This window comes from Nocardioides cavernaquae (assembly GCF_003600895.1).
In the GTDB taxonomy this organism is placed as follows: Bacteria; Actinomycetota; Actinomycetes; order Propionibacteriales; family Nocardioidaceae; genus Nocardioides; species Nocardioides cavernaquae.
Window position 1 is genome coordinate 1,805,905 of the sequence record NZ_QYRP01000002.1, and the last position, 18,873, is coordinate 1,824,777.

The window sequence follows — 18,873 nt, forward strand, 5'->3', positions numbered from 1 at the left end:
TTAATTCCCGAGCGACCAGTCGACCGGGCTTCCGCCCTGCTGCGCCAGGAGGGCGTTCACCTGGCTGAAGGGTCGCGAGCCGAAGAACCCCCGGTATGCCGAGAGTGGCGACGGGTGTGCCGATTCGACGCAACCGATCCCGCCGGCCGCGAGCTGTGGCGCCAGCCGGCGCGCGTCGTTGCCCCAGAGGATCGCCGCCCTCGGACCGCCTCGCGCCGCGATCGCGTCGATGGCGCAGGAGGTGATGTCTTCCCACCCCTTGCCGCGGTGGGAGTTCGAGGCGCCGGGCTGGACGGTCAGCACCCTGTTGAGCAGCATGACGCCCTGGTCGGCCCACGCGCTGAGGTCCCCGTGGTCGACCGGAGTGATGCCCAGGTCGGTCTCCAGCTCCTTGTAGATGTTCGCGAGGCTCGGCGGGAGTGGCCGCACGTGCCGCTCCACCGAGAAGCTCAGCCCCACCGGATGCTGCGGATTCGGGTAGGGATCCTGACCGACGATGAGCACCTTGAGCTCGGCGAGCGGCTTCCGGAACGCGCGGAACACCCGCTCGCCACTCGGCTGGTAGCCCCGGCCCGCGGCAAGCTCCGAGCGCAGGAACTGCCCCATGTCCGCGATGCGTCCCTCAACGGGCGCCAGCGCAGCGGCCCAGTCGGCGGCCATCAGTCCGCGCTCCACCAGGGACGCGAGCGTGCTCACGTGGTCGCCTCGACCGGCTCGATCCTGCTGACCCGACGCAGGAAGACGAGGAACCAGATCGCGACTGCCAGCGCTGCGATCGCCAGCGGAACCACGATGGGCGCCAGGTCGGACGTGTCTCCACCGCCCAGCAGGACGAGTGCCAGTGCGGCGAGGTCGATGCCCACCGACGCGGTGAGGATCGCGCGGGCCGTTGCCCGATGGCGTTCGTCGGCCAGCAACGGCTGGACCCCTGCGCAGATCCCGACGACGAGCGCGAGCTGGGCGACGAAGTCGCCGGTCTGGATGAACCAGTCGTACGGCGCGTCGAGTGCTGCCGCGGCCGCCGAGACGAGCCCGGTCGCGGCGCCGAGCCGCGCGAGGAGGAACCATCCGGTGCGGGGCAGGTTGCCCAGCCCGGCCAGGCACATCAGCCAGCCGATCACATCCGGGATCACGTCGACGTGCTCGAAGTTGAGATCGAGCAGGACGAGCAGGAAGCCCCAGCCGACCAGCCCGAGCGACCTCACGACGCGCGAGCGGGGACGGCGGTGCGTGCCAGCGCCGCGAACGCGATGAACCAGGCGACCAGGACCGCCGTGGCAACGCGCAGCGCCGTGATGACGTCGCTCACCCAGCCAGGACCGGCGTCGGCCTGGTCGAGCGCGACGAACAGTCCAAGAGCCAGCATGACGAACAGCACGCTGCCGCTGATCCGGCCAGCCGCGGCGCGGCGGAAGCCTTCGGCCAACACGTCGCGCAGGCCCGCGCAGCTGCCCGTCAGCAACAGGAGGAGTCCGAGCAGGACCAGCCAGTCGGCGATCCGCACCTGGACGTCGGCGAGGAGGAGGCTGCTGCCGACCAGTCCGAGGACCGCGCCGAAGCGTGCGGTCCCGAACGCGTCACTCGCCCGCACGAGCGGGCCCAGGGCGACGAGGCAGATCACGCTGCCGGCCAGTCCGACGACAGCGCTGACCGAGGCGAGGGTCGAGAGTGCGGTGAGTGCCGCACCGGCGATCAGCGCGAGGAGTGCGCGGTCCGTGGTCATCCCTTGAGCGCTCGCGATCCGGTCGACTTGTAGCGGCGCTGCGGGTTGGCCCCGATGCCGATGCGTGAGTCGCCGGGGGTGGACCACTGGTCCACCCAGGCGTCGATCAGCGGCCACGTCGTACGCCGAGCCGCGCGGCCGGTGACCATGCCGAGGTGGCCTCCGGGAACGGCCTCCCAGCGCACGGCAGGAGAGCCCTTCAGCATCGCGACGATCGGGCGGACGGCGGCGATCGGTGCGATGCCGTCGTTCTCGCCGCCCATCACCATCACGGGCACCTTCACGTCGCGCACGTCGATGGTGCGTTCGTCGGTGACGAGCCGGCCGGTCTTCAGCTCGTTGTTGCGTACGACGCGGTGATAGAGCTGTCCGAACGTGCGACCCGGATAGGCGATCATGTTGCGCCCGAAGGCATCGACGGCCTCGAGCTGCGCAAGGAACTCGGTGTCGTCGAGGTGCTGGATCTTCACCAGGGGCTTGGTGATCACCTTGTCGACCGCCGAGATCTGGAAGGCCCAACGGACCAGCGGCTTCGGGGCGCCACCCATGAGCTGGTAGCCCTTGGTGACGACCTTGAGCGCGTCGGGCAGGTTGGCGTTGAGCAGCGGGCGCAGCGGAGCGATCGCCGGCACCTTGCTGACGTCCCAGGGCGACCCGAGGGTGGTGATCGAGGCGACCGGCAGCTTCGGATGGGCGGCCGCCGAGAGCAGCGAGAAGATGCCGCCGAGGCTCCACGCGACCAGGTGCACCGGGCGGCCCTGTGTGTGCTGGTGGACGGCGTCGATCGCGGAGGGCAGCACGTCGTCGATCCAGTGCTCGAAGCCGAGGTTGCGGTCCTTGAACGAGACCTCGCCGTACTCGACGAGGTAGGTGGGCCGGCCCTCGCCGACCAGGTGCTCGACGAGCGAGCATCCGCGACGCAGGTCGTAGCAGCTCGACGGAGCGGCGAGCGGCATGACCAGGAGGACCGGATCGCCCGATGGCTTCACGCCCGGCGCGGGGCGGTAGTGGTAGACCTCGCGGAGAGGGCCCTCATCGATGAGCGTGCGCGGCATCGGACGCAGGTCGGCCAGTCCGCCGTACAGCACCTTGTGTGCCACGTTGCTTGCTGCGGAGACGACCTGATCGGGCTTGGGGATCAGATCCATGTCGGAAAGGTACCGGAGACGCTCGACAAGCGCGCGCTGTGACGCTAGACACAACCACTATGAAGTGGAAAGCGTTGATCGCTGTCGGAGCCGCAGGCGTCGGGGCCGTGGCCGCACGCGACCTGACCCAGAAGTCCCACGCCCTGCAGCGGAACTTCCCGGTGCTCGCACACGCCCGCTACTGGATCGAGAACATCGGCCCCGAGCTGCGGCAGTACATCATCAGCGGCGACGACGAGGAGCGGCCGTTCAGCCGCGACCAGCGGCGCTGGGTCTACTCGTCGGCGAAGCTGCAGAACAACTACTTCGGCTTCGGCACGGGCAACGACGTCGAGAACACCATGGGCTACCCGATCATCAAGCACCGCACTTTCTCGGACGTGGCGCCATCGACGGCAATCCACTCGGGTGAGGAGGTGGGAGTCCCGTCGGCCAAGATCCTGGGTGGCCCCCGGGACCGCAAGCACGCGTTCCGGCCCAAGTCGATCGTCAACATCTCGGCGATGAGCTTCGGGTCGCTGTCGGGAGCGGCCGTCGAGGCGCTCAACAAGGGCGCAGCGCAGGCCGGGGTGCTCCACAACACCGGTGAGGGCGCGCTCTCGCCCCACCACCGCCACGGCGGTGACATCGTCTTCCAGATCGGCACGTCCTACTTCGGCTGCCGCGACGACGACGGCAAGTTCAACATCGAGCGCCTCAAGGAGGTCGTCCAGACCGCGCCCGTCAAGGCGATCGAGATCAAGCTGAGCCAGGGCGCGAAGCCCGGTCTGGGCGGCATGCTGCCGGCGGCCAAGATCAGCGAGGAGATCGCCGCGATCCGCGGCATCCCGATGGAGCAGGACTGCTCCAGCCCGTCGCGGCACACCGAGTTCACCGACGTGGACAGCCTGCTCGACTTCGTCGAGCTGGTCGCCTCCGAGACCGGGCTCCCGGTCGGGATCAAGTCGGCGGTCGGGCACATGGACTTCTGGGAGTCCCTGCTCGAGCTCTCCGGACCCGGCCGCAACGTCGACTTCATCACGATCGACGGCGGCGAGGGCGGCACCGGTGCCGCCCCGCTGGTCTTCACGGACTCGGTCTCCCTGCCCTACCGGCTCGGCTTCACCAGCGTCTACAGGCTCTGGGCCGAAGCGGGCCGCACCGACGAGCTGACCTTCATCGGCTCGGCCAAGCTCGGCATCCCGGAGAACGCGATCGTGGCGTTCGCCCTCGGAGCGGACATGGTCAACACCGCGCGTGGCGCGATGCTGGCGCTCGGCTGCATCCAGGCGCAGAAGTGCCACACCGACCACTGCCCGACCGGTGTCGCCACCCAGAACCCGTGGCTGACCCACGGGCTCGACCCGACCGACAAGTCGGTGCGCGTCGCCAACTACCTGAAGACCATGCGACGCGACCTGCTCAAGGTCTCCGAGGCATGCGGTGTCGCCCACCCGGGCCTGCTCACCGTCGACGACATCGACATCGTCAACGGGGTCCGCTCCAAGCGGCCGCTCGGCGACGTCTATGACTACAAGCCCGGCTGGGGCATGCCGTCCGAGGCGATCCAGCGCGAGATCAGCGACATCATGCGTCCGCGGCTGCCCGTGGACAAGGCCGCGCCGACGACGTGAGTCGGCTGGCGCCGGCCTGGGCAGGGACCCTGCTCAGGTGGTGCCGCCGCGCCCCTCGGCCGGGACCGCCCGGCGTACGCGGCGACGGTGCACGGGGCGGATCGTGGTCAGGTCGTCGAGGAACCCGGACGCCCAGCTCGCGACGTCCTTCTCGATCACCGTCTTCCGCATCGCCTTCATGCGACGGGTGAGCTCCTTCGGCTCGGCGGAGGCGGCCTCGACGAGTGCCGCCTTCATGCCGTTGATGTCGTAGGGGTTGACCAGCCACGACTGGGAGAGCTCGAACGCCGCGCCCGCGAACTCGCTCAGCACCAGGGCGCCGTCGTTGTCGTAGCGGCAGGCGACGTACTCCTTGGCGACGAGGTTCATGCCGTCGCGATAGGGCGTCACCATCATGATGTCGGCGGCGCGGTAGAGCGCGGCCATCTCCTCACGCGGGTACGACGAGTGGAGGTAGGAGATCGCTGGCCGGCCGATCTCGCCGAGGTCGCCGTTGACCCGCCCGACCAATCGGTCGATCTCGTCGCGAAGGCGGCGGTACTGCTCGACGCGCTCGCGCGACGGCGTCGCGACCTGCACGAAGACGGTGTCCTCGACGTCGAAGACGCCGTCCGCCACCAGCTCGGCGTAGGCGCGCAGGCGGGGGTAGATGCCCTTGGTGTAGTCGAGCCGGTCGACGCCCAGGATGACCCGCTTGGGGTTGCCGAGGGCCTCGCGGATCGCGGCCGCGCGCTCGGTGACGGTGACCGACCGGGCCAGCGCCTCGAAGTCTGCGGTGTCGATCGAGATCGGGTACGACGCGGCGCGGACCAGGCGCCCGTCGGGAAGGTAGACCGTGTCGCGGTGCGTCTTGAAGCCGACGCGCTGGCGGACCAGGCGGACGAAGTTCTGGGCGCCGCCCGGGAGCTGGAAGCCGACGATGTCCGCCCCGAGCAGGCCCTCGAGCACCTGACGCCGCCACGGCAGCTGCTGGAAGAGCTCGGCCGGCGGGAACGGGATGTGCAGGAAGAAGCCGATGCGAAGGTCGGGCCGGAGGTCGCGCAGCATCTGCGGCACGAGCTGCAGCTGGTAGTCGTGCACCCAGACCATGGCGTGGGGAGCAGCGACCTCGGCTGCCTTCTCCGCGAAGCGCCGGTTGACCGTGACGTAGGAGTCCCACCACTCTCGGTGGAACTCCGGCTTCGCCACCACGTCGTGGTAGAGCGGCCACAGGGTGCCGTTGCTGAATCCCTCGTAGAACTCCTCGACCTCGGACGCGCTCAGCGAGATCGGGATCAGCTGGAGTCCGTCCTCCTCGAACGGCTCGATGACGTCGTCCGCGCTGCCGGGCCAGCCCACCCAGGCGCCGCCGTGCAGCTTCATGACCGGCTCCATGGCCGACACCAGACCACCCGGGGAACGCCGCCAGTGCAGCGATCCGTCCGCCTCCACGACACGGTCGACAGGGAGGCGGTTGGCAACGATGACCAGTTCGGCAGTTCCGGTGGAGGTCACACGGGAACCTTAGTGGGTCACCGCTCAGGACCGGTCGCGGTCGCCCGGCCGCAACGCCCAGGTCTCGAGCCGCGAATAGCCGCGGACCCGCTCCGTCGGGGCGCGGCGTACGCGGAAGTCGTCGGCGAGGAGGGCAGCCAGCTCTCCGTTGACCAGCACCGTGCCCGGTCGCGCCAGGGAGGTGAGCCGGGCGGCGATGTTGACGACCTCGCCGAAGACGTCGCCGAGGCGCGCGAGGACCGGTCCGTAGGCGAGTCCGACGCGGAGCTCGGGGAAGGTCTCGTCGACGCTGTGGCGCTGGGCGAGGTCGATCGCGATCCATGCCGCGGCCGTGGGGGAGTCGCAGACGAAGAGCACCTCGTCCCCGATCGTCTTGATGACCCGTCCGCCGTGACCCGCGATCACCTCGGTCGCCGTTGCCTCGAACGTCTCGACCAGTGCGCCGAGCTCGGCGGTGGTGAGCTTGCGGCTGGTGCGCGTGAAGTTGACGATGTCGGCGAAACCGACGGCGAGATCGACACCGGCGCGGTCGCCCGCCAGCAGGGCCCGGCCCGCGGCGCCCACGAGGTGGCGTCGCCAGACGTAGTCCTGGAGGTTCTGGATCATCGGCAGGAAGTCGGTGACGATGCCGAGCAGGGCGGCCGCGGCCACGTCGGGTGCTGCGGGCGAGTCCGGCTCGCCCAGCGCCGCGAGCTGCGGGGCCAGCTGGGCGATCTCCCAGTCGGCGAGCCGGGCGAAGGTGCGGCCCATCGTGCGCACCATCGCGCCCTCGTCCTCGACGTCGAGCAAGCCGGAGTCCAGGAGCGCGCTCAGCTGCCCGATGGCCTGGATGTCCGCGTCGACGAAGAGGGCTTCGTCGGGGCCGGGGGACGGGAAGCCGAGGGCACGCCACAGCGTCGTCAGCCGGTCGAGGTCCACGCCGGTCGCGTCGGCGACCTGCGAGCGGGTCAGGTGGGCCCCGCCGCCGAGGACGGACTCCGCGAGCGCGTCGTACAACGCGGAGCTCGACGCTGTCTCGGGTCCCTGCGTCTCGGGTTCGGGCGTCTCGGGTCCGTGCGGAGTGAGGTCCGGGGAAGCAGAAACCGGGGGCACAGAGGTGCCCCCGGTCTCCTGATGTGCCACGTCAGTCGTTGAGTCGCTCGCTGGTGGTCGCCTCGAGCGCCGTCTTGAACGTCGGGCTCTTCTCCATCAGCTCGCGCACGGCTTCGCTGGTGAAGTGCAGGACCTCGAGGTCGGTCATGGAGACGACGCTCGCGGAGCGCAGGCGGTGGCCCACGATCGCGGACTCGCCGACCGTGTCGCCGGGGCCCAGACGGGCGATCTCTTCGCGGCCCTTACGGACCGAGACCTCACCGGAAAGGATGATGTAGGCCTTGTCGGCCGGCGTCTTCTCCCAGATCAGGCCCCAGTGGGCGGGAATGTGGACAGCCGTGCCGTAGGACGCGATCAGTGCGACCTCGGCGTCAGTCAGGGCTGAGAATCGGTCGAGGGCGCGCAGCGCTGCGGCCTCGTTCGTGTCAGTCACGTAAGTGGTCCTCTCCGGGGTGTGACGTACCTCCCAATGCGGATCCTCCCTGCGATTGACGGTGGTGTCCAGCAAACGGTCCACATTCGTCACCCGTTGCTTCCCGCCACATTCGTCACACAGGCCCCGCGGTCGGTGCGACACGCCCGCAGAACCACCCGGCAGACGCGCCGATGAGCGAATGACATCCGTGTGATTCCGTGCGTAGGATGACTCGAAAGCAGTGAAGCGCGCGAAGGGGTCGACACGCATGGACGCCGCCGAGACGGTCAATCACGAAGAGCACGCCGGTCTGGCGAGCCTGTCGGAGCGCGATCGCGACATCCTGGAGTTCGAGCGCCAGTGGTGGAAGTTCGCTGGCGCCAAGGAGCAGGCCGTCCGCGAGAAGTTCGACATGTCGTCGACGCGCTACTACCAGGTGCTGAACGCGCTGATCGACAAGCCGGAGGCCCTCGAGGCCGACCCGCTCCTGGTCCGGCGCCTGCGCCGGCTCCGCGCTGCCCGCCAGCGCCAGCGCTCCGCCCGCCGCCTCGGCTTCGAGCTCTGATCCGCATGCGGTTCCAGACCCTTCGCACCCGCTCCGCCCAGCTCGGTGAGGCTGGCGTGACCGCCCCGTCGCCCGTCGTCATGCTGAGCGTCGTCGCTGTCGCGATGGCCGGGATCGCGCTCATCGCCACCCGTGGCGAGGGTGGCCCGGGCAAGCTGCAGCCCGTGTCGCAGCCGGAGTCCTCGGTGGTCTCGACCGCGCCCCCGACCACGGCCGCCCCCAAGCCGAAGCCGCCGGTGGTCCGCAAGGACGTCGTGGTCGAGGTCTACAACACCTCCGCCATCAAGGGCCTCGCGGCCCGCGCTGCGTCGAAGGCTTCGGTGCTGAACTGGCAGGTCGTCGGCACGGACAACTGGTCCGCCTCGGTCCCGGCGCCCACGATCTACTTCGGGCCCCGCCTCGAGGACGCCGCGAGGCTGCTCGCCAAGGACCTCGGCATCACCCGCGTTCGCCCGGCCGTGGACCCGATGAAGCCCGACCGGCTCACGGTCATCCTCACCTCCGACTACTCCTGAGTCTCCGGGTGGTCTGACCGCCTGACGGGACCGGTCGGCAGGACCGCTTTCCGGGTTCATGGTTGAGTAGAGGCATGCGGTTCACGTCCCCGGAAGGGATGCGACGGTACGCCGCGTTGGTCAAGGTCGCCTCCGAGACGGTGGTCGGTCTGGACTTCGACGGAACGCTGTCGCCCATCGTTGACGATCCCGAGCGAGCCCGGATCCATCCGGAGGCGCCCGGCGTACTCGCCGCGCTCGCGGAGCGTGTCCTCGGCATCGCGGTGGTCACCGGCCGGCCCGCGCGCCAGGTCGTCGCCCTCGGGGAGCTCGACGAGCTCGGCGACGTGTTCGGGGAGCGTGGCCAGGAGCTGCGCGTCTTCGGGCAGTACGGCAACGAGCGGTGGAGCTCGTCCAACCGGCGCGTGATCGGACCGCGGCCGCCCCACGGCCTGGCGTCGTTCCTGCGCGAGCTGCCCGGCATCCTGCGGCGCTGCGGCGCGGCCGATGCCTTCGTCGAGCACAAGGGGCTCGCGGTCGCCGTGCACACGCGCCGCCTCCCGGACAGCGAGGAGGCCTTCGCGCGGTTGCTCCCCGAGCTGGCCGCTGCCGCCAAGCGCCACGACATGATCGTCGAGCCCGGCAAGCAGGTCGTCGAGATCCGCTCGCCCGGGGCTCACAAGGGCGACGTGGTGCACGGTCTCGCGCGGGACCTCCGCGCAGGTGGTTTCTGCTTCGTCGGCGACGACCTCGGCGACGTGGACGCCTTCCATGCGGTCGCCGAGCTCCGCGAGACGGGTGTGCCGACACTCCTCGTGTGCTCGGCCGCCGAGGAGGACGGCGAGGCCGGTCCCGTGGAGAGCGCGCTGCTGCCACTCGCCGACCTCGTGGTGCCCGGCCCCGGCGGCGTACTCGAGTTCCTCACTGCCTTCGCCGAGGACGCCGGCGGACGCGTCGCGGGCGAGGGACCCAGAATCTGGACCCGATTCGCGGATCGTCAGTCCGGCCCGTAGGCTTGGCCCAGCTCATCGAGAGGGACTGAGGGAACGGCCCTGTGAAGTCCCGGCAACCGCCGCGAACCTCCTGCGTCACCGAAACTGGTGGAGCAGTCGCGGAAACGGTGCTAATTCCGGCCCGCGGCGAAGTCCGACGTGGGGAAGATGAGAGGGAGGTTCCTCATGAGCATTGTTGAGAGTGCTGGCCAGGTTCTGCGCGAAGGCGCGTTTGGTCACGCCACCGGTCTTGCCTGTCGCGAGTGCGGCCACGAGATCCCGCTCGGCCCGAACTACGCCTGTCCGGAGTGCTTCGGTCCGCTCGAGATCGCCTACGACTTCCCCGCGATCACGCGTGAGGAGATCGAGGCCGGTCCCGCCAACATCTGGCGCTACAAGGCGCTGCTCCCTGTCCCGTCGGACATCGAGCAGTCGCCCAACATGGAGCCCGGCTACACCCGCCTGCTGAAGGCTCACAACCTCGGTCGTGAGCTCGGCATCGACAACCTGTGGGTGAAGGACGACTCCACCAACCCGACGAACTCCTTCAAGGACCGCGTCGTCGCGTGTGCGCTCTCGGCCGCCACGGAGTTCCACTCCAAGGTCTTCGCCTGCCCGTCGACCGGCAACCTGGCCAACGCCGTTGCTGCCGCCGGTGCCCGGGCCGGCATCAAGACCGTGGTCTTCATCCCGGCCAACCTGGAGACGCCGAAGAAGGTCAACTCCGCGATCTTCACCGACTCGCTGATTGCCGTGAACGGCAACTACGACGACGTCAACAAGCTGGCCTCCGAGATCGCCGGCGAGGAGGACGGGTGGGCATTCGTGAACGTCAACGTCCGTCCCTACTACGCCGAGGGCTCCAAGACACTCGGCTACGAGATCGCCGAGCAGCTCGGCTGGCGCCTGCCCGACCAGATCGTCATCCCGGTCGCCTCGGGCTCGCAGCTGACCAAGGTGCACAAGGCGTTCCAGGAGCTGATCAAGCTCGGTCTCGTCGAGGAGAAGCCCTATCGCGTCTTCGGTGCACAGGCGACTGGTTGCTCGCCGGTGTCGGTTGCCTACAAGGCCGGCGTCGACGCGATCCGCCCGGTGAAGCCGGACACGATCGCCAAGTCGCTCGCCATCGGCAACCCGGCTGACGGCATCTATGTGCTCGACATCTGCCGGGAGACCGGCGGCGCCGTCGAGGACATCACCGACGACGAGGTCCGCGCGGGCATCGTGCTGCTGGCGCGCACCGAGGGCATCTTCACCGAGACCGCCGGCGGCACCACCGTTGGTGTCCTGAAGAAGCTGGTCGAGACCGGCCAGCTCGACACCTCGCTCGAGACCGTGGTGATCAACACCGGTCACGGCCTCAAGACGCTGGATGCAGTCACCGAGCTGGTGGGCGCGGCGGCGACCATCGACCCGTCGTACGACGCGTTCCGCGCGTCTGGTCTCGTCTGACCCCCTGATCAATCACCCGTGATCGACCCGCACTGACAGCCCGACCTTCGAGGAAGAACATGAGCGTCTCCGTCCGCATCCCCACCATCCTGCGCACCTACACCGGTGGCGCCTCCGAGGTCACTGCTGAAGGTGCCACGCTGGCCGAGGTACTCGACAACCTCGACGCCAGCTACGCGGGCATCAAGGGCCGGATCCTCGACGACAAGGGCGACCTGCGTCGCTTCGTCAACGTCTACGTCGGCAACGAGGACGTGCGGTTCCTCGAGAACCTCGCGACCGCCACCCCGGCCGGCGCGCAGATCTCGGTCATCCCCGCCGTCGCAGGCGGCTGCTGACCAACTGTCGACACGGCGCAACATCTGAGTCGACACGGCGCTTCGTTGACGTCGACACGGCGCAAGATCCGGAGTTCTCCACAGGAGGCCCGGATCTTGCGCCGTTTTCGTTGAACGAAGGGACGTCTCGGCGTCAAGGTTGCGCCGTGTCGACGTGAACGAAGGGACGTGTCAACGCTTCTCGAGGGCGACGACGCTGGCGTGGCCCCACTTGTCGACCTTGATCCGGGCGGCGTAGCCCGAGTCGGGAGTCGGGCGCTCGATCAGGTTGCCGTTCTCGTCGTACTCCTCGAACTCGCCGGTCCACAGACCTGACTGGTTGATGTCCTTCTGCACCTGCGCGGCCTTGTCCTGCGGGAGGAACAGGCTCTCGATGCCGCACTTCAGCTGCCAGTCGCGGTCGTCGCAGGCCAGGTAGGGCCCGTCGTCGGGGCGCTCGCGGGTGAGGCCGTCGGCGACCATGACGCCCTTCTCCTCGACCAGCCGGACGTAGACCTGGCGGCCGTCGTCGTGGTTCTCGTCGAGCGCCTTCCGCTCGGCCTCCGACGGCTGCAGATCCGGGTAGGAGAGCGCGACGTAGGCGCCGCGGAAGGGGTCGATCGGGTCGACAGGACCGACGCGGACCAGGTACTCCTCACCGGTGAGGCGGGCCGAGAGCTGTCCGAACACGGCCACGGGGACCAGCAGGAGCTGGGCCAGGACCACGAGGGCCAGGACCAGGTAGCGACGGTTCATCGGTCTGCTCCTTCCAGGGCTTCGACCATCTCGCGGCGGGCCCGGTCGGCGATCCAGCCGGTGCCGGCGAAGACCAGGCCGAGGGCGACGAACAGCCAGGCTCCGGTGATGACCTGCGCGAAGACCGCGAAGCTCTGCACGGTCGTGAAGAGCGCGAGGGCCGCAACGCCGATCCAGGTGAGTGCGGCCTCGTCGCGGAGTACGCCGATCGCGGCGACGCCGGCGGCGGCCGCGACGAAGAAGACGATCGCGACGATGGCGTGGAGCCAGGCGGCTGCGCTGATCTGGTCACCCACGTCCGGGGTCTCCGGCGACCACCAGGTCAGGACCATGGCCAGCGCGAGGATCACCACGCCTCCGGCTGCCTCGAGCCGTCCGGCCCCGGTGCTGCGGAGGGCGCCCGCGCCAGCGAGCAGTGCTGCGACGACCAGCGCGCCGACCAACCACGCGTCGTACCGCGTGTCGCCGTCGCCCCAGGGGAGCGCTGCGACGAAGAGTGCAGCGAGTCCCGTCACCGCGCCGAGGAAGCGCCAGACCGTGCCGAAGTGACTCCAGCCCGCACGGTCGGCCGCACTGTCGTGAAGTCGTCCGAGCGCAAGGCCTGCCATCGCGAGCGCGCCGAGCGCGAGCACGAAGGACGGCTGCCGCTGGAGGCTCTCGCCGGTGTGCCACAGGAGCCACCCCGAAGCGAGGAGCACGCCGACCACCAGGGGAGCGACGCCGCGGACGGCGTAGGCGTAGAGCAGGGCACCGGCGGCCCAGATGCCGACGAGCGTCGCGTCGTACGCCGGGACCTGGAGGCTCTGCGCCGCCTGCATGACCACTGCGCCGTAGAGCAGGCCGGCGAGGCCTCGCGCTGCTCCGACGACGGGAGAGCGGCGGGTGCGGACGCGGTGGTCGAGGACCTCTGCGGCCACCACCGAGCCGAGCCAGAGGAGCACCACCGCCCCGAAGCGCGCCAGTGGCGGGAGCTGGTCGAGGTTGGCGGCGACCAGCCAGATGATGCCGATGCCGACGAACCCGGCGCCGAGCCACAGCGCGATGCGCGAGAGCTCCAGCCGCCGGACCGGGTGGTAGCGGCCCAGGAGGAGCGTCGCCTGCTCGTCGGTGAGGATCCCGTCGGCCCGCCAGGCGGCCACCTCGTGCCCGAGCCAGGCGAGCTGACCGGGAGTGGCGGGCGTGGGCCCGCGTCGTTGCCGTGCGTCCGGAGGTGAACCCGGAGGGGGGAGGTCGGTGCTCATGTCCTCAGCGTGGCGGTCCGGTGACCTGTGCGCCATCCGTCCGAATACTCACCTTTGCCCGACCTTGGTCCCGGTCGTGTCGAATCGCGTGATCGATACAAGCGATCGGCAGGTGCGTTTTCTCATAGTGCCTCAGTGGCGTCGCGTGCGTAGCCTCGGATCGTGGCCCTCGACGTACTCCCCGCGTTCCTTCCCCATCTGCTTGCGGTTGTCGGCGACGACGCCCCGATCGGACTCCTGCCGGCGCGAAACCAGATGGCCCTCTCGCTCGGCTCGCACATCATCCTGGCCTGCTTCGGCGTCGCGTTCCCGACGATGATCTTCGTGGTGCACCTGCTCGGCATCCGCGGCAACGCGGCCGCGCTGGAGCTGGCGAAGCGCTGGTCGAAGGTGTCTGCGGTCCTGTTCGCGATCGGCGCGGTGTCCGGCACGGTGCTGAGCTTCGAGATGGGCCTGCTGTGGCCCGGCCTGATGGGCAAGTACGGCGATGTGCTCGGCCTGCCGTTCGCCTTCGAGGGGCTCAGCTTCTTCGTCGAGGCGATCTTCCTCGGCATCTACCTCTACGGCTGGGGCCGGATGCCCGCGAAGGTGCACCTGCTGATGCTCGTGCCGATGGCCACCGCGGGCGTCGTGGGCACCTTCTGCGTGCTCGCGGTCAACGCCTGGATGAACAACCCGACCGGCTTCAGCCTCAACGCCGCAGGCGACGTGGTCGACATCCAGCCGTGGCAGGCGATGTTCAACAGCGGCGTCTGGCTGATGTTCGCCCACATGTGGGTCGCCGCATTCGTCGTCGTCGGCTTCTGCATCAGCGGTGTCTACGCGGTGGGCATGCTCAAGGGTCGTCGCGACGCACACCACCGCCTCGGCTTCATGGTGCCCTTCGTCTTCGCCACCGTCTTCGCGCTCGCGCAGCCGCTGGTCGGCCACGTCCTCGGCCTGCGCCTCGCCGAGCACCAGCCGGCCAAGCTGGCCGCCTTCGAGCTTTCCGAGACCCGTGAGCAGCCCGCGCCGCTGACGCTCGGCGGGATCCTGGTCGACGGCGAGGTGAAGTACGCCCTCAAGATCCCCGCGCTCGGATCGCTGATCGCGCGCAACGACTTCGACAAGCCGGTCCCCGGGCTCGACGAGTTCGCCGCGGAGGACCTGCCGCCGGTCAACACCGCGCACCTCGCCTTCCAGTCGATGGTCGGCATCGGCACGCTGCTGGCCGGTGCGGTTGCCCTCTTCTGGTTCCTCCGCTGGCGCAAGCGCGACCTGCTCGAGAACAAGTGGTTCCTCCGCTTCTCCGCCGTCTCGGGGGGTCTGGCGATCGTCGCGCTCGAGGCGGGCTGGATCGCGACCGAGGTGGGCCGGCAGCCCTGGGTGGTCTACGGCTTCCTCCGCACGGAGGACGCGGCCACCGACAACCCCTACCTGTGGTGGTCGCTCGCCGGCACGTCCCTCGTCTACGTCCTCATGGGCACCGCGGCGTACGTCGTGCTGAGGTCGATGGCCCGCCGCTGGCGCGAAGGGGAGAAGGACCTCCCGAGCCCCTACGGCCCTGCTCTCACCGACGCGACGGACGGGGGCCACGCATGAGCGTCGAGCTGATCGTCGCCGCTGCACTCTTCACCGGAGTCCTCGCGTACGCCGTCTTCGGCGGCGCCGACTTCGGCTCCGGCTTCTTCGACCTGACCGCGGGCGGGTCGCGCCGCGGCGCTGAGCTCCGCACCCTGATCGACCACAGCATCGGACCGGTGTGGGAGGCCAACCACGTCTGGCTGGTCTTCGTCCTGGTGACGTGGTGGACCGCGTTCCCCATGGCCTTCGCCGCGGCCATGACGACCCTCTGGCTGCCGCTGATGCTGGCCCTGCTGGGCATCGTGCTGCGTGGCGCGAGCTTCGCCTTCCGCAAGTACGCCGAGACGCTGGGCCAGGCGCGGCTCTTCGGCGCGATCTTCGCCCTCTCCTCGCTTGTCACCCCGTTCTTCCTGGGCGCGGCCGCGGGCGCCATCGCGTCGGGCCGGGTTCCGGCTGAAGGCAACGGCGACCTGATCACGTCCTGGCTCAATCCGACCGGTGTCGTCGGCGGCCTGGTCGCGGGCGGCACGTGTGCCTTCCTCGCCGGGTCGTTCCTCGTGGCCGACGCCGCGCGCGCCGGGCACGACCACCTCGCCGACACGCTGCGGATCCGCACCCTCGGCGTCGGTGTGGTCACGGGCCTGGTCGTCTTCGCCGGCCTGTTCCCGCTGCGTTCGGACGCACCGACCCTGTTCGACGGGCTCTCCGGTCGCGCCCTGCCGCTCGTGCTGCTCTCGGGTGCCGCCGGTCTGGCGACGCTGGTCCTGATCTACCGCCGCCGCTACGCGTTCGCGCGGTTGACGGCGGTCGGTGCCGTGAGCACGGTCGTCCTCGGCTGGGGCGTCGCCCAGTACCCCTGGCTGCTCGTCGACGAGATCACCTTCGTCGACGCAGCCGGTGCGCCGGCAACGCTCCGGGCCCTGGTCTTCGCGGTCGCGCTGGCCGGCGTGATCGTCCTGCCCGCCCTCGGCTACCTCTTCTGGCTCACCCAGTCGGAGCGCTGGACCAAGCACTGACCGGATGGTGGGGGACTATCCGGGCGGCGGCCTGTTGCCGACACGCTGCACGGAGTTGGGCATCGGTTCACGAAGCCGTGGCACAACTGACGGCATGCGACACAGCAGGATGTGGATGGGTGCCGCGATCGTCAGCGGCGCAGTCGCAGCGGCGGTCGGCGGCGCGACGTACGGCGGGCGCGAGCTGCTGCACCGGCAGGCCGATGCAGCGCGTGCCGTGATGGGCAAGCCGCACGGGGAGAAGGCACCGAAGGCCGACAAGGTCTACCGCAAGCGGTTCGGTGATCCGCTCGACCTGGTGATGCTCGGCGACTCGCTCGCGGCCGGGCTGGGCGCCGACCTGCCGGGGGAGACACTGGGCGCTCGCCTGGCCAAGGGTCTGGCCAAGAAGGTGAAGCGTTCGGTCCGCCTGCGCACGGTCGCCAAGGTGGGCAACCACTCCGAGGAGCTGGGGCGGCAGATCGCGCGGCTGCCGGAGGACTACCGACCCGACGTGGCCGTGATCGTGGTCGGCGGCAACGACATCACCCACCGCAAGCCGCTCGCCGAGTCGATCGCCCACCTCGAGGACGCGATCCGCCAGCTCCAGGACCGTGGCGCCGCAGTCGTCGTCGGCACCTGTCCCGACCTCGACATGCTGCGTGCCGTGCGACAGCCGCTGCGCACGCTCGGGTCCATGGCGTCGAAGCAGCTGGCGACTGCGCAGCGTGATGCGGCGCTCCAGCTCGGAGCGCACGTCGTCGTGCTCGCCCAGGTGGCCGGCCCGTTCTTCATCTCCCATCCGGAGGAGATGTTCAGCATCGACCAGTTCCATCCGTCGTCACTCGGCTACCGGCGCACGGCGAAGGCGATGCTGCCGTCGCTGCTCGCCGCGCTCGGTGCGTCGGAGGCGGTGCCCGACGGACACCACACGCCCGGCTTCCATCTGCCGCGGCTGGCGAGCGGCGAGCCGCCCTCAGCCTGAGAAACGTTTGCACTCGCTTGGGTCGAGTGCTAAACATGAGGCTGGCACTCTCCTCATGAGAGTGACAACCTGGACCTGGCGAAGCTGAGGTCCTCAAGTCCGGCGGGAAGGGTCCGCCGGGTGCGAGGTCCGTCCGTCGCGGGCAGCCCGCCGAGGTCCCCACATTCCAACTCATGACGAAGGAATCGCAGAAGTCATGGCGAAGCTGATTGCATTCAACGAAGAGGCCCGTCGCGGCCTCGAGCGCGGCATGAACACTCTTGCCGACGCGGTGAAGGTGACCCTCGGTCCCAAGGGCCGCAACGTCGTCCTGGAGAAGAAGTGGGGCGCCCCGACGATCACCAACGACGGCGTCTCCATCGCCAAGGAGATCGACCTCGAGGACCCCTACGAGCGCATCGGCGCCGAGCTCGTCAAGGAGGTCGCCAAGAAGACCGACGACGTCGCCGGTGACGGCACGACGACGGCGACCGTCCTCGCCCAGGCGCTGGTCCGCGAGGGCCTCCGCAACGTTGCTGCTGGCGCGAACCCGATGGGTCTCAAGCGCGGCATCGAGGCGGCCGTGGCTGCGATCATCGAGCAGCTGCTGGCGCAGGCCAAGGACGTCGAGACCCGTGAGCAGATCGCGGCCACCGCGACCATCTCCGCGGGCGGCGACACCACCGTCGGCGACGCCATCGCCGAGGCGATGGACAAGGTCGGCAAGGAAGGCGTCATCACCGTCGAGGAGTCGAACACCTTCGGCATCGACCTCGAGCTCACCGAGGGCATGCGCTTCGACAAGGGCTACATCTCGGCGTACTTCGTGACCGACCCGGAGCGCATGGAGACCGTGCTCGAGGACCCCTACGTCCTCATCGCCAACTCCAAGATCTCCAACGTCAAGGACCTCCTGCCGATCCTCGAGAAGGTCATGCAGTCCGGCAAGCCGCTGCTGATCCTGGCCGAGGACGTCGACGGCGAGGCGCTGTCGACCCTGGTCGTCAACAAGATCCGTGGCACCTTCAAGTCCGTCGCCGTCAAGGCTCCGGGCTTCGGTGACCGCCGCAAGGCCATGCTGCAGGACATCGCGATCCTGACCGGCGGCCAGGTCATCTCCGAGGAGGTCGGCCTCAAGCTCGAGTCGACCGGCCTGGAGCTGCTCGGCCAGGCCCGCAAGGTCGTCATCACCAAGGACGAGACCACCATCGTCGAGGGTGCTGGCGACGCCGGCCAGATCGAGGGCCGGGTCAACCAGATCCGCGCCGAGATCGAGAAGTCGGACTCCGACTACGACCGCGAGAAGCTGCAGGAGCGTCTGGCCAAGCTGGCCGGCGGTGTTGCGGTGATCAAGGTCGGCGCGGCCACCGAGGTCGAGCTCAAGGAGCGCAAGCACCGCATCGAGGACGCCGTCCGCAACGCCAAGGCTGCTGTCGAGGAGGGCATCCTCCCCGGTGGAGGTGTCGCGCTCGTCCAGGCCGGCGCGGTCGCGTTCGAGAAGCTGGACCTCGAGGGTGACGAGGCCACTGGCGCCAACATCGTCCGCGTTGCCATCTCGGCCCCGCTCAAGCAGATTGCGATCAACGCCGGTCTCGAGGGTGGCGTCGTGGCGGAGAAGGTCGCCGGCCTCGAGCCGGGCTTCGGCCTCAACGCTGCCACGGGTGAGTACGTCGACCTGCTGGCCGCCGGCATCATCGACCCGGCGAAGGTGACCCGCTCTGCCCTGCAGAACGCGGCCTCCATCGCGGCGCTGTTCCTGACCACCGAGGCCGTTGTGGCCGACAAGCCCGAGAAGGCCGGCGCAGCGATGCCGGGCGGCGACGGCGGCATGGGTGGCATGGACTTCTGATCCACCTGCGCTTCTGCGCACTGTCGCCTGACGGCGACGCTCCAGGCCCTTTTCCCGGCCAAGAGCCCAAACCCACTCCGTGGGATTGGCCGGGAAAGGGGCCTTCCGCGTCTCCGTCCCCTCACGGTGCGCTTCAACGCCGCTCCCGGATCAGTGCGCGGCAGGCGGGGTGGGGGCCGCATCGACGTACAGCTCGCCGG

Annotated in this window: 19 protein-coding genes and 1 riboswitch; of the genes, 10 read left to right on the forward strand and 9 right to left on the reverse strand. The window is 69.5% G+C overall.

Going from position 1 to position 18,873, the window contains the following annotated elements:
• From D4739_RS17030 to D4739_RS08845, 4 genes are read right to left on the reverse strand one after another with little or no spacing between them, the layout of a single operon-like run.
• Nucleotides 1-660 (reverse strand): uracil-DNA glycosylase, encoded by a 660-nt coding sequence (locus D4739_RS17030; RefSeq protein ID WP_120061818.1) that lies wholly within the window; start codon nt 658-660, stop codon nt 1-3.
• 32 nt (nt 661-692) lie between these two features.
• Nucleotides 693-1,205, reverse strand: a complete 513-nt coding sequence (locus tag D4739_RS17035) for a hypothetical protein (RefSeq protein WP_120060280.1) — start codon at nt 1,203-1,205, stop codon at nt 693-695.
• The gene (locus D4739_RS08840; protein WP_120060281.1) at nt 1,202-1,723 is read right to left on the reverse strand and encodes a hypothetical protein; all 522 of its coding nucleotides are present in this window, start codon (nt 1,721-1,723) and stop codon (nt 1,202-1,204) included. Before D4739_RS08840 ends, D4739_RS17035 begins: the two co-directional genes overlap by 4 nt.
• A complete protein-coding gene (locus D4739_RS08845; RefSeq protein ID WP_120060282.1) occupies nt 1,720-2,871 on the reverse strand; it encodes an alpha/beta fold hydrolase in 1,152 nt (383 codons plus the stop codon). Before D4739_RS08845 ends, D4739_RS08840 begins: the two co-directional genes overlap by 4 nt.
• Before the next feature lie 59 nt (nt 2,872-2,930).
• On the opposite strand from D4739_RS08845, the gene D4739_RS08850 reads away from it, so the two are divergent.
• The gene (locus tag D4739_RS08850) at nt 2,931-4,484 is read left to right on the forward strand and encodes an FMN-binding glutamate synthase family protein (RefSeq protein ID WP_120060283.1); all 1,554 of its coding nucleotides are present in this window, start codon (nt 2,931-2,933) and stop codon (nt 4,482-4,484) included.
• A gap of 33 nt (nt 4,485-4,517) precedes the next feature.
• Here the strand turns inward: D4739_RS08850 and D4739_RS08855 are convergent, their stop codons facing one another.
• From D4739_RS08855 to D4739_RS17155, 3 genes are all read right to left on the reverse strand, one after another.
• On the reverse strand, nt 4,518-5,978 hold the full coding sequence (locus D4739_RS08855) for an alpha,alpha-trehalose-phosphate synthase (UDP-forming) (protein WP_120060284.1): 1,461 nt from the start codon (nt 5,976-5,978) through the stop codon (nt 4,518-4,520).
• Nucleotides 5,979-6,002: 24 nt separating this feature from the next.
• Nucleotides 6,003-6,974: an adenylate/guanylate cyclase domain-containing protein gene (locus D4739_RS08860; protein ID WP_120060285.1), complete on the reverse strand. Its 972-nt coding sequence runs from the start codon at nt 6,972-6,974 to the stop codon at nt 6,003-6,005.
• A 127-nt stretch (nt 6,975-7,101) separates the two neighbouring features.
• The gene (locus D4739_RS17155; RefSeq protein WP_238473580.1) at nt 7,102-7,503 is read right to left on the reverse strand and encodes a Crp/Fnr family transcriptional regulator; all 402 of its coding nucleotides are present in this window, start codon (nt 7,501-7,503) and stop codon (nt 7,102-7,104) included.
• Between the two features lie 250 nt (nt 7,504-7,753).
• On the opposite strand from D4739_RS17155, the gene D4739_RS08870 reads away from it, so the two are divergent.
• The 5 genes from D4739_RS08870 (at nt 7,754) to D4739_RS08890 (ending at nt 11,326) form a co-directional block, all read left to right on the forward strand.
• A complete protein-coding gene (locus tag D4739_RS08870; RefSeq protein ID WP_120060287.1) occupies nt 7,754-8,050 on the forward strand; it encodes a DUF3263 domain-containing protein in 297 nt (98 codons plus the stop codon).
• A 5-nt stretch (nt 8,051-8,055) separates the two neighbouring features.
• Nucleotides 8,056-8,565, forward strand: a complete 510-nt coding sequence (locus D4739_RS08875) for a LytR C-terminal domain-containing protein (protein WP_120060288.1) — start codon at nt 8,056-8,058, stop codon at nt 8,563-8,565.
• Between the two features lie 74 nt (nt 8,566-8,639).
• Entirely contained in the window at nt 8,640-9,557 is a 918-nt protein-coding gene (gene otsB, locus D4739_RS08880; RefSeq protein WP_120060289.1) for a trehalose-phosphatase, read from the forward strand.
• Nucleotides 9,558-9,566: 9 nt separating this feature from the next.
• Nucleotides 9,567-9,711: riboswitch (SAM riboswitch) on the forward strand.
• Between the two features lie 11 nt (nt 9,712-9,722).
• Nucleotides 9,723-10,988, forward strand: coding sequence for a threonine synthase (thrC, locus tag D4739_RS08885; protein ID WP_120060290.1), 1,266 nt, complete (start codon nt 9,723-9,725; stop codon nt 10,986-10,988).
• A gap of 59 nt (nt 10,989-11,047) precedes the next feature.
• The gene (locus D4739_RS08890) at nt 11,048-11,326 is read left to right on the forward strand and encodes a MoaD/ThiS family protein (protein ID WP_120060291.1); all 279 of its coding nucleotides are present in this window, start codon (nt 11,048-11,050) and stop codon (nt 11,324-11,326) included.
• Nucleotides 11,327-11,497: 171 nt separating this feature from the next.
• Here the strand turns inward: D4739_RS08890 and D4739_RS08895 are convergent, their stop codons facing one another.
• Together D4739_RS08895 and D4739_RS08900 are read right to left on the reverse strand one after the other, a co-directional pair.
• Complete coding sequence (locus D4739_RS08895; protein WP_120060292.1) at nt 11,498-12,061, reverse strand: GDYXXLXY domain-containing protein; 564 nt, start codon at nt 12,059-12,061, stop codon at nt 11,498-11,500.
• Nucleotides 12,058-13,302 (reverse strand): DUF2157 domain-containing protein, encoded by a 1,245-nt coding sequence (locus D4739_RS08900; RefSeq protein WP_182920358.1) that lies wholly within the window; start codon nt 13,300-13,302, stop codon nt 12,058-12,060. The genes D4739_RS08895 and D4739_RS08900 overlap by 4 nt, the downstream gene beginning before the upstream one ends.
• A 162-nt stretch (nt 13,303-13,464) precedes the next feature.
• On the opposite strand from D4739_RS08900, the gene D4739_RS08905 reads away from it, so the two are divergent.
• The 4 genes from D4739_RS08905 to groL all read left to right on the forward strand — a co-directional run bounded on the left by D4739_RS08905 (nt 13,465) and on the right by groL (nt 18,673).
• Entirely contained in the window at nt 13,465-14,883 is a 1,419-nt protein-coding gene (locus tag D4739_RS08905) for a cytochrome ubiquinol oxidase subunit I (protein ID WP_238473581.1), read from the forward strand.
• Nucleotides 14,880-15,881 carry a cytochrome d ubiquinol oxidase subunit II gene (locus D4739_RS08910; RefSeq protein WP_120060294.1) on the forward strand — a complete coding sequence of 334 codons (1,002 nt, stop codon included), beginning with the start codon at nt 14,880-14,882 and terminating at the stop codon, nt 15,879-15,881. Before D4739_RS08905 ends, D4739_RS08910 begins: the two co-directional genes overlap by 4 nt.
• 115 nt (nt 15,882-15,996) lie before the next feature.
• Nucleotides 15,997-16,845, forward strand: coding sequence for an SGNH/GDSL hydrolase family protein (locus D4739_RS08915; RefSeq protein ID WP_238473582.1), 849 nt, complete (start codon nt 15,997-15,999; stop codon nt 16,843-16,845).
• Nucleotides 16,846-17,041: 196 nt separating this feature from the next.
• On the forward strand, nt 17,042-18,673 hold the full coding sequence (gene groL / locus D4739_RS08920) for a chaperonin GroEL (protein WP_120060296.1): 1,632 nt from the start codon (nt 17,042-17,044) through the stop codon (nt 18,671-18,673).
• The last annotated feature ends 200 nt before the right edge of the window (nt 18,674-18,873 follow it).

Coding starts and splice junctions, on each gene's coding strand:
- D4739_RS17030 (WP_120061818.1), bottom strand. CDS start 660: ATGGCCGCCGACTGGGCCGCTGCGCTGGCGCCCGTTGAGGGACGCATC.
- D4739_RS08840 (WP_120060281.1), bottom strand. CDS start 1,723: ATGACCACGGACCGCGCACTCCTCGCGCTGATCGCCGGTGCGGCACTC.
- D4739_RS08845 (WP_120060282.1), bottom strand. CDS start 2,871: ATGGATCTGATCCCCAAGCCCGATCAGGTCGTCTCCGCAGCAAGCAAC.
- D4739_RS08850 (WP_120060283.1), top strand. CDS start 2,931: ATGAAGTGGAAAGCGTTGATCGCTGTCGGAGCCGCAGGCGTCGGGGCC.
- D4739_RS08870 (WP_120060287.1), top strand. CDS start 7,754: ATGGACGCCGCCGAGACGGTCAATCACGAAGAGCACGCCGGTCTGGCG.
- D4739_RS08875 (WP_120060288.1), top strand. CDS start 8,056: ATGCGGTTCCAGACCCTTCGCACCCGCTCCGCCCAGCTCGGTGAGGCT.
- otsB (WP_120060289.1), top strand. CDS start 8,640: ATGCGGTTCACGTCCCCGGAAGGGATGCGACGGTACGCCGCGTTGGTC.
- thrC (WP_120060290.1), top strand. CDS start 9,723: ATGAGCATTGTTGAGAGTGCTGGCCAGGTTCTGCGCGAAGGCGCGTTT.
- D4739_RS08890 (WP_120060291.1), top strand. CDS start 11,048: ATGAGCGTCTCCGTCCGCATCCCCACCATCCTGCGCACCTACACCGGT.
- D4739_RS08895 (WP_120060292.1), bottom strand. CDS start 12,061: ATGAACCGTCGCTACCTGGTCCTGGCCCTCGTGGTCCTGGCCCAGCTC.
- D4739_RS08900 (WP_182920358.1), bottom strand. CDS start 13,302: ATGAGCACCGACCTCCCCCCTCCGGGTTCACCTCCGGACGCACGGCAA.
- D4739_RS08910 (WP_120060294.1), top strand. CDS start 14,880: ATGAGCGTCGAGCTGATCGTCGCCGCTGCACTCTTCACCGGAGTCCTC.
- D4739_RS08915 (WP_238473582.1), top strand. CDS start 15,997: ATGGGTGCCGCGATCGTCAGCGGCGCAGTCGCAGCGGCGGTCGGCGGC.
- groL (WP_120060296.1), top strand. CDS start 17,042: ATGGCGAAGCTGATTGCATTCAACGAAGAGGCCCGTCGCGGCCTCGAG.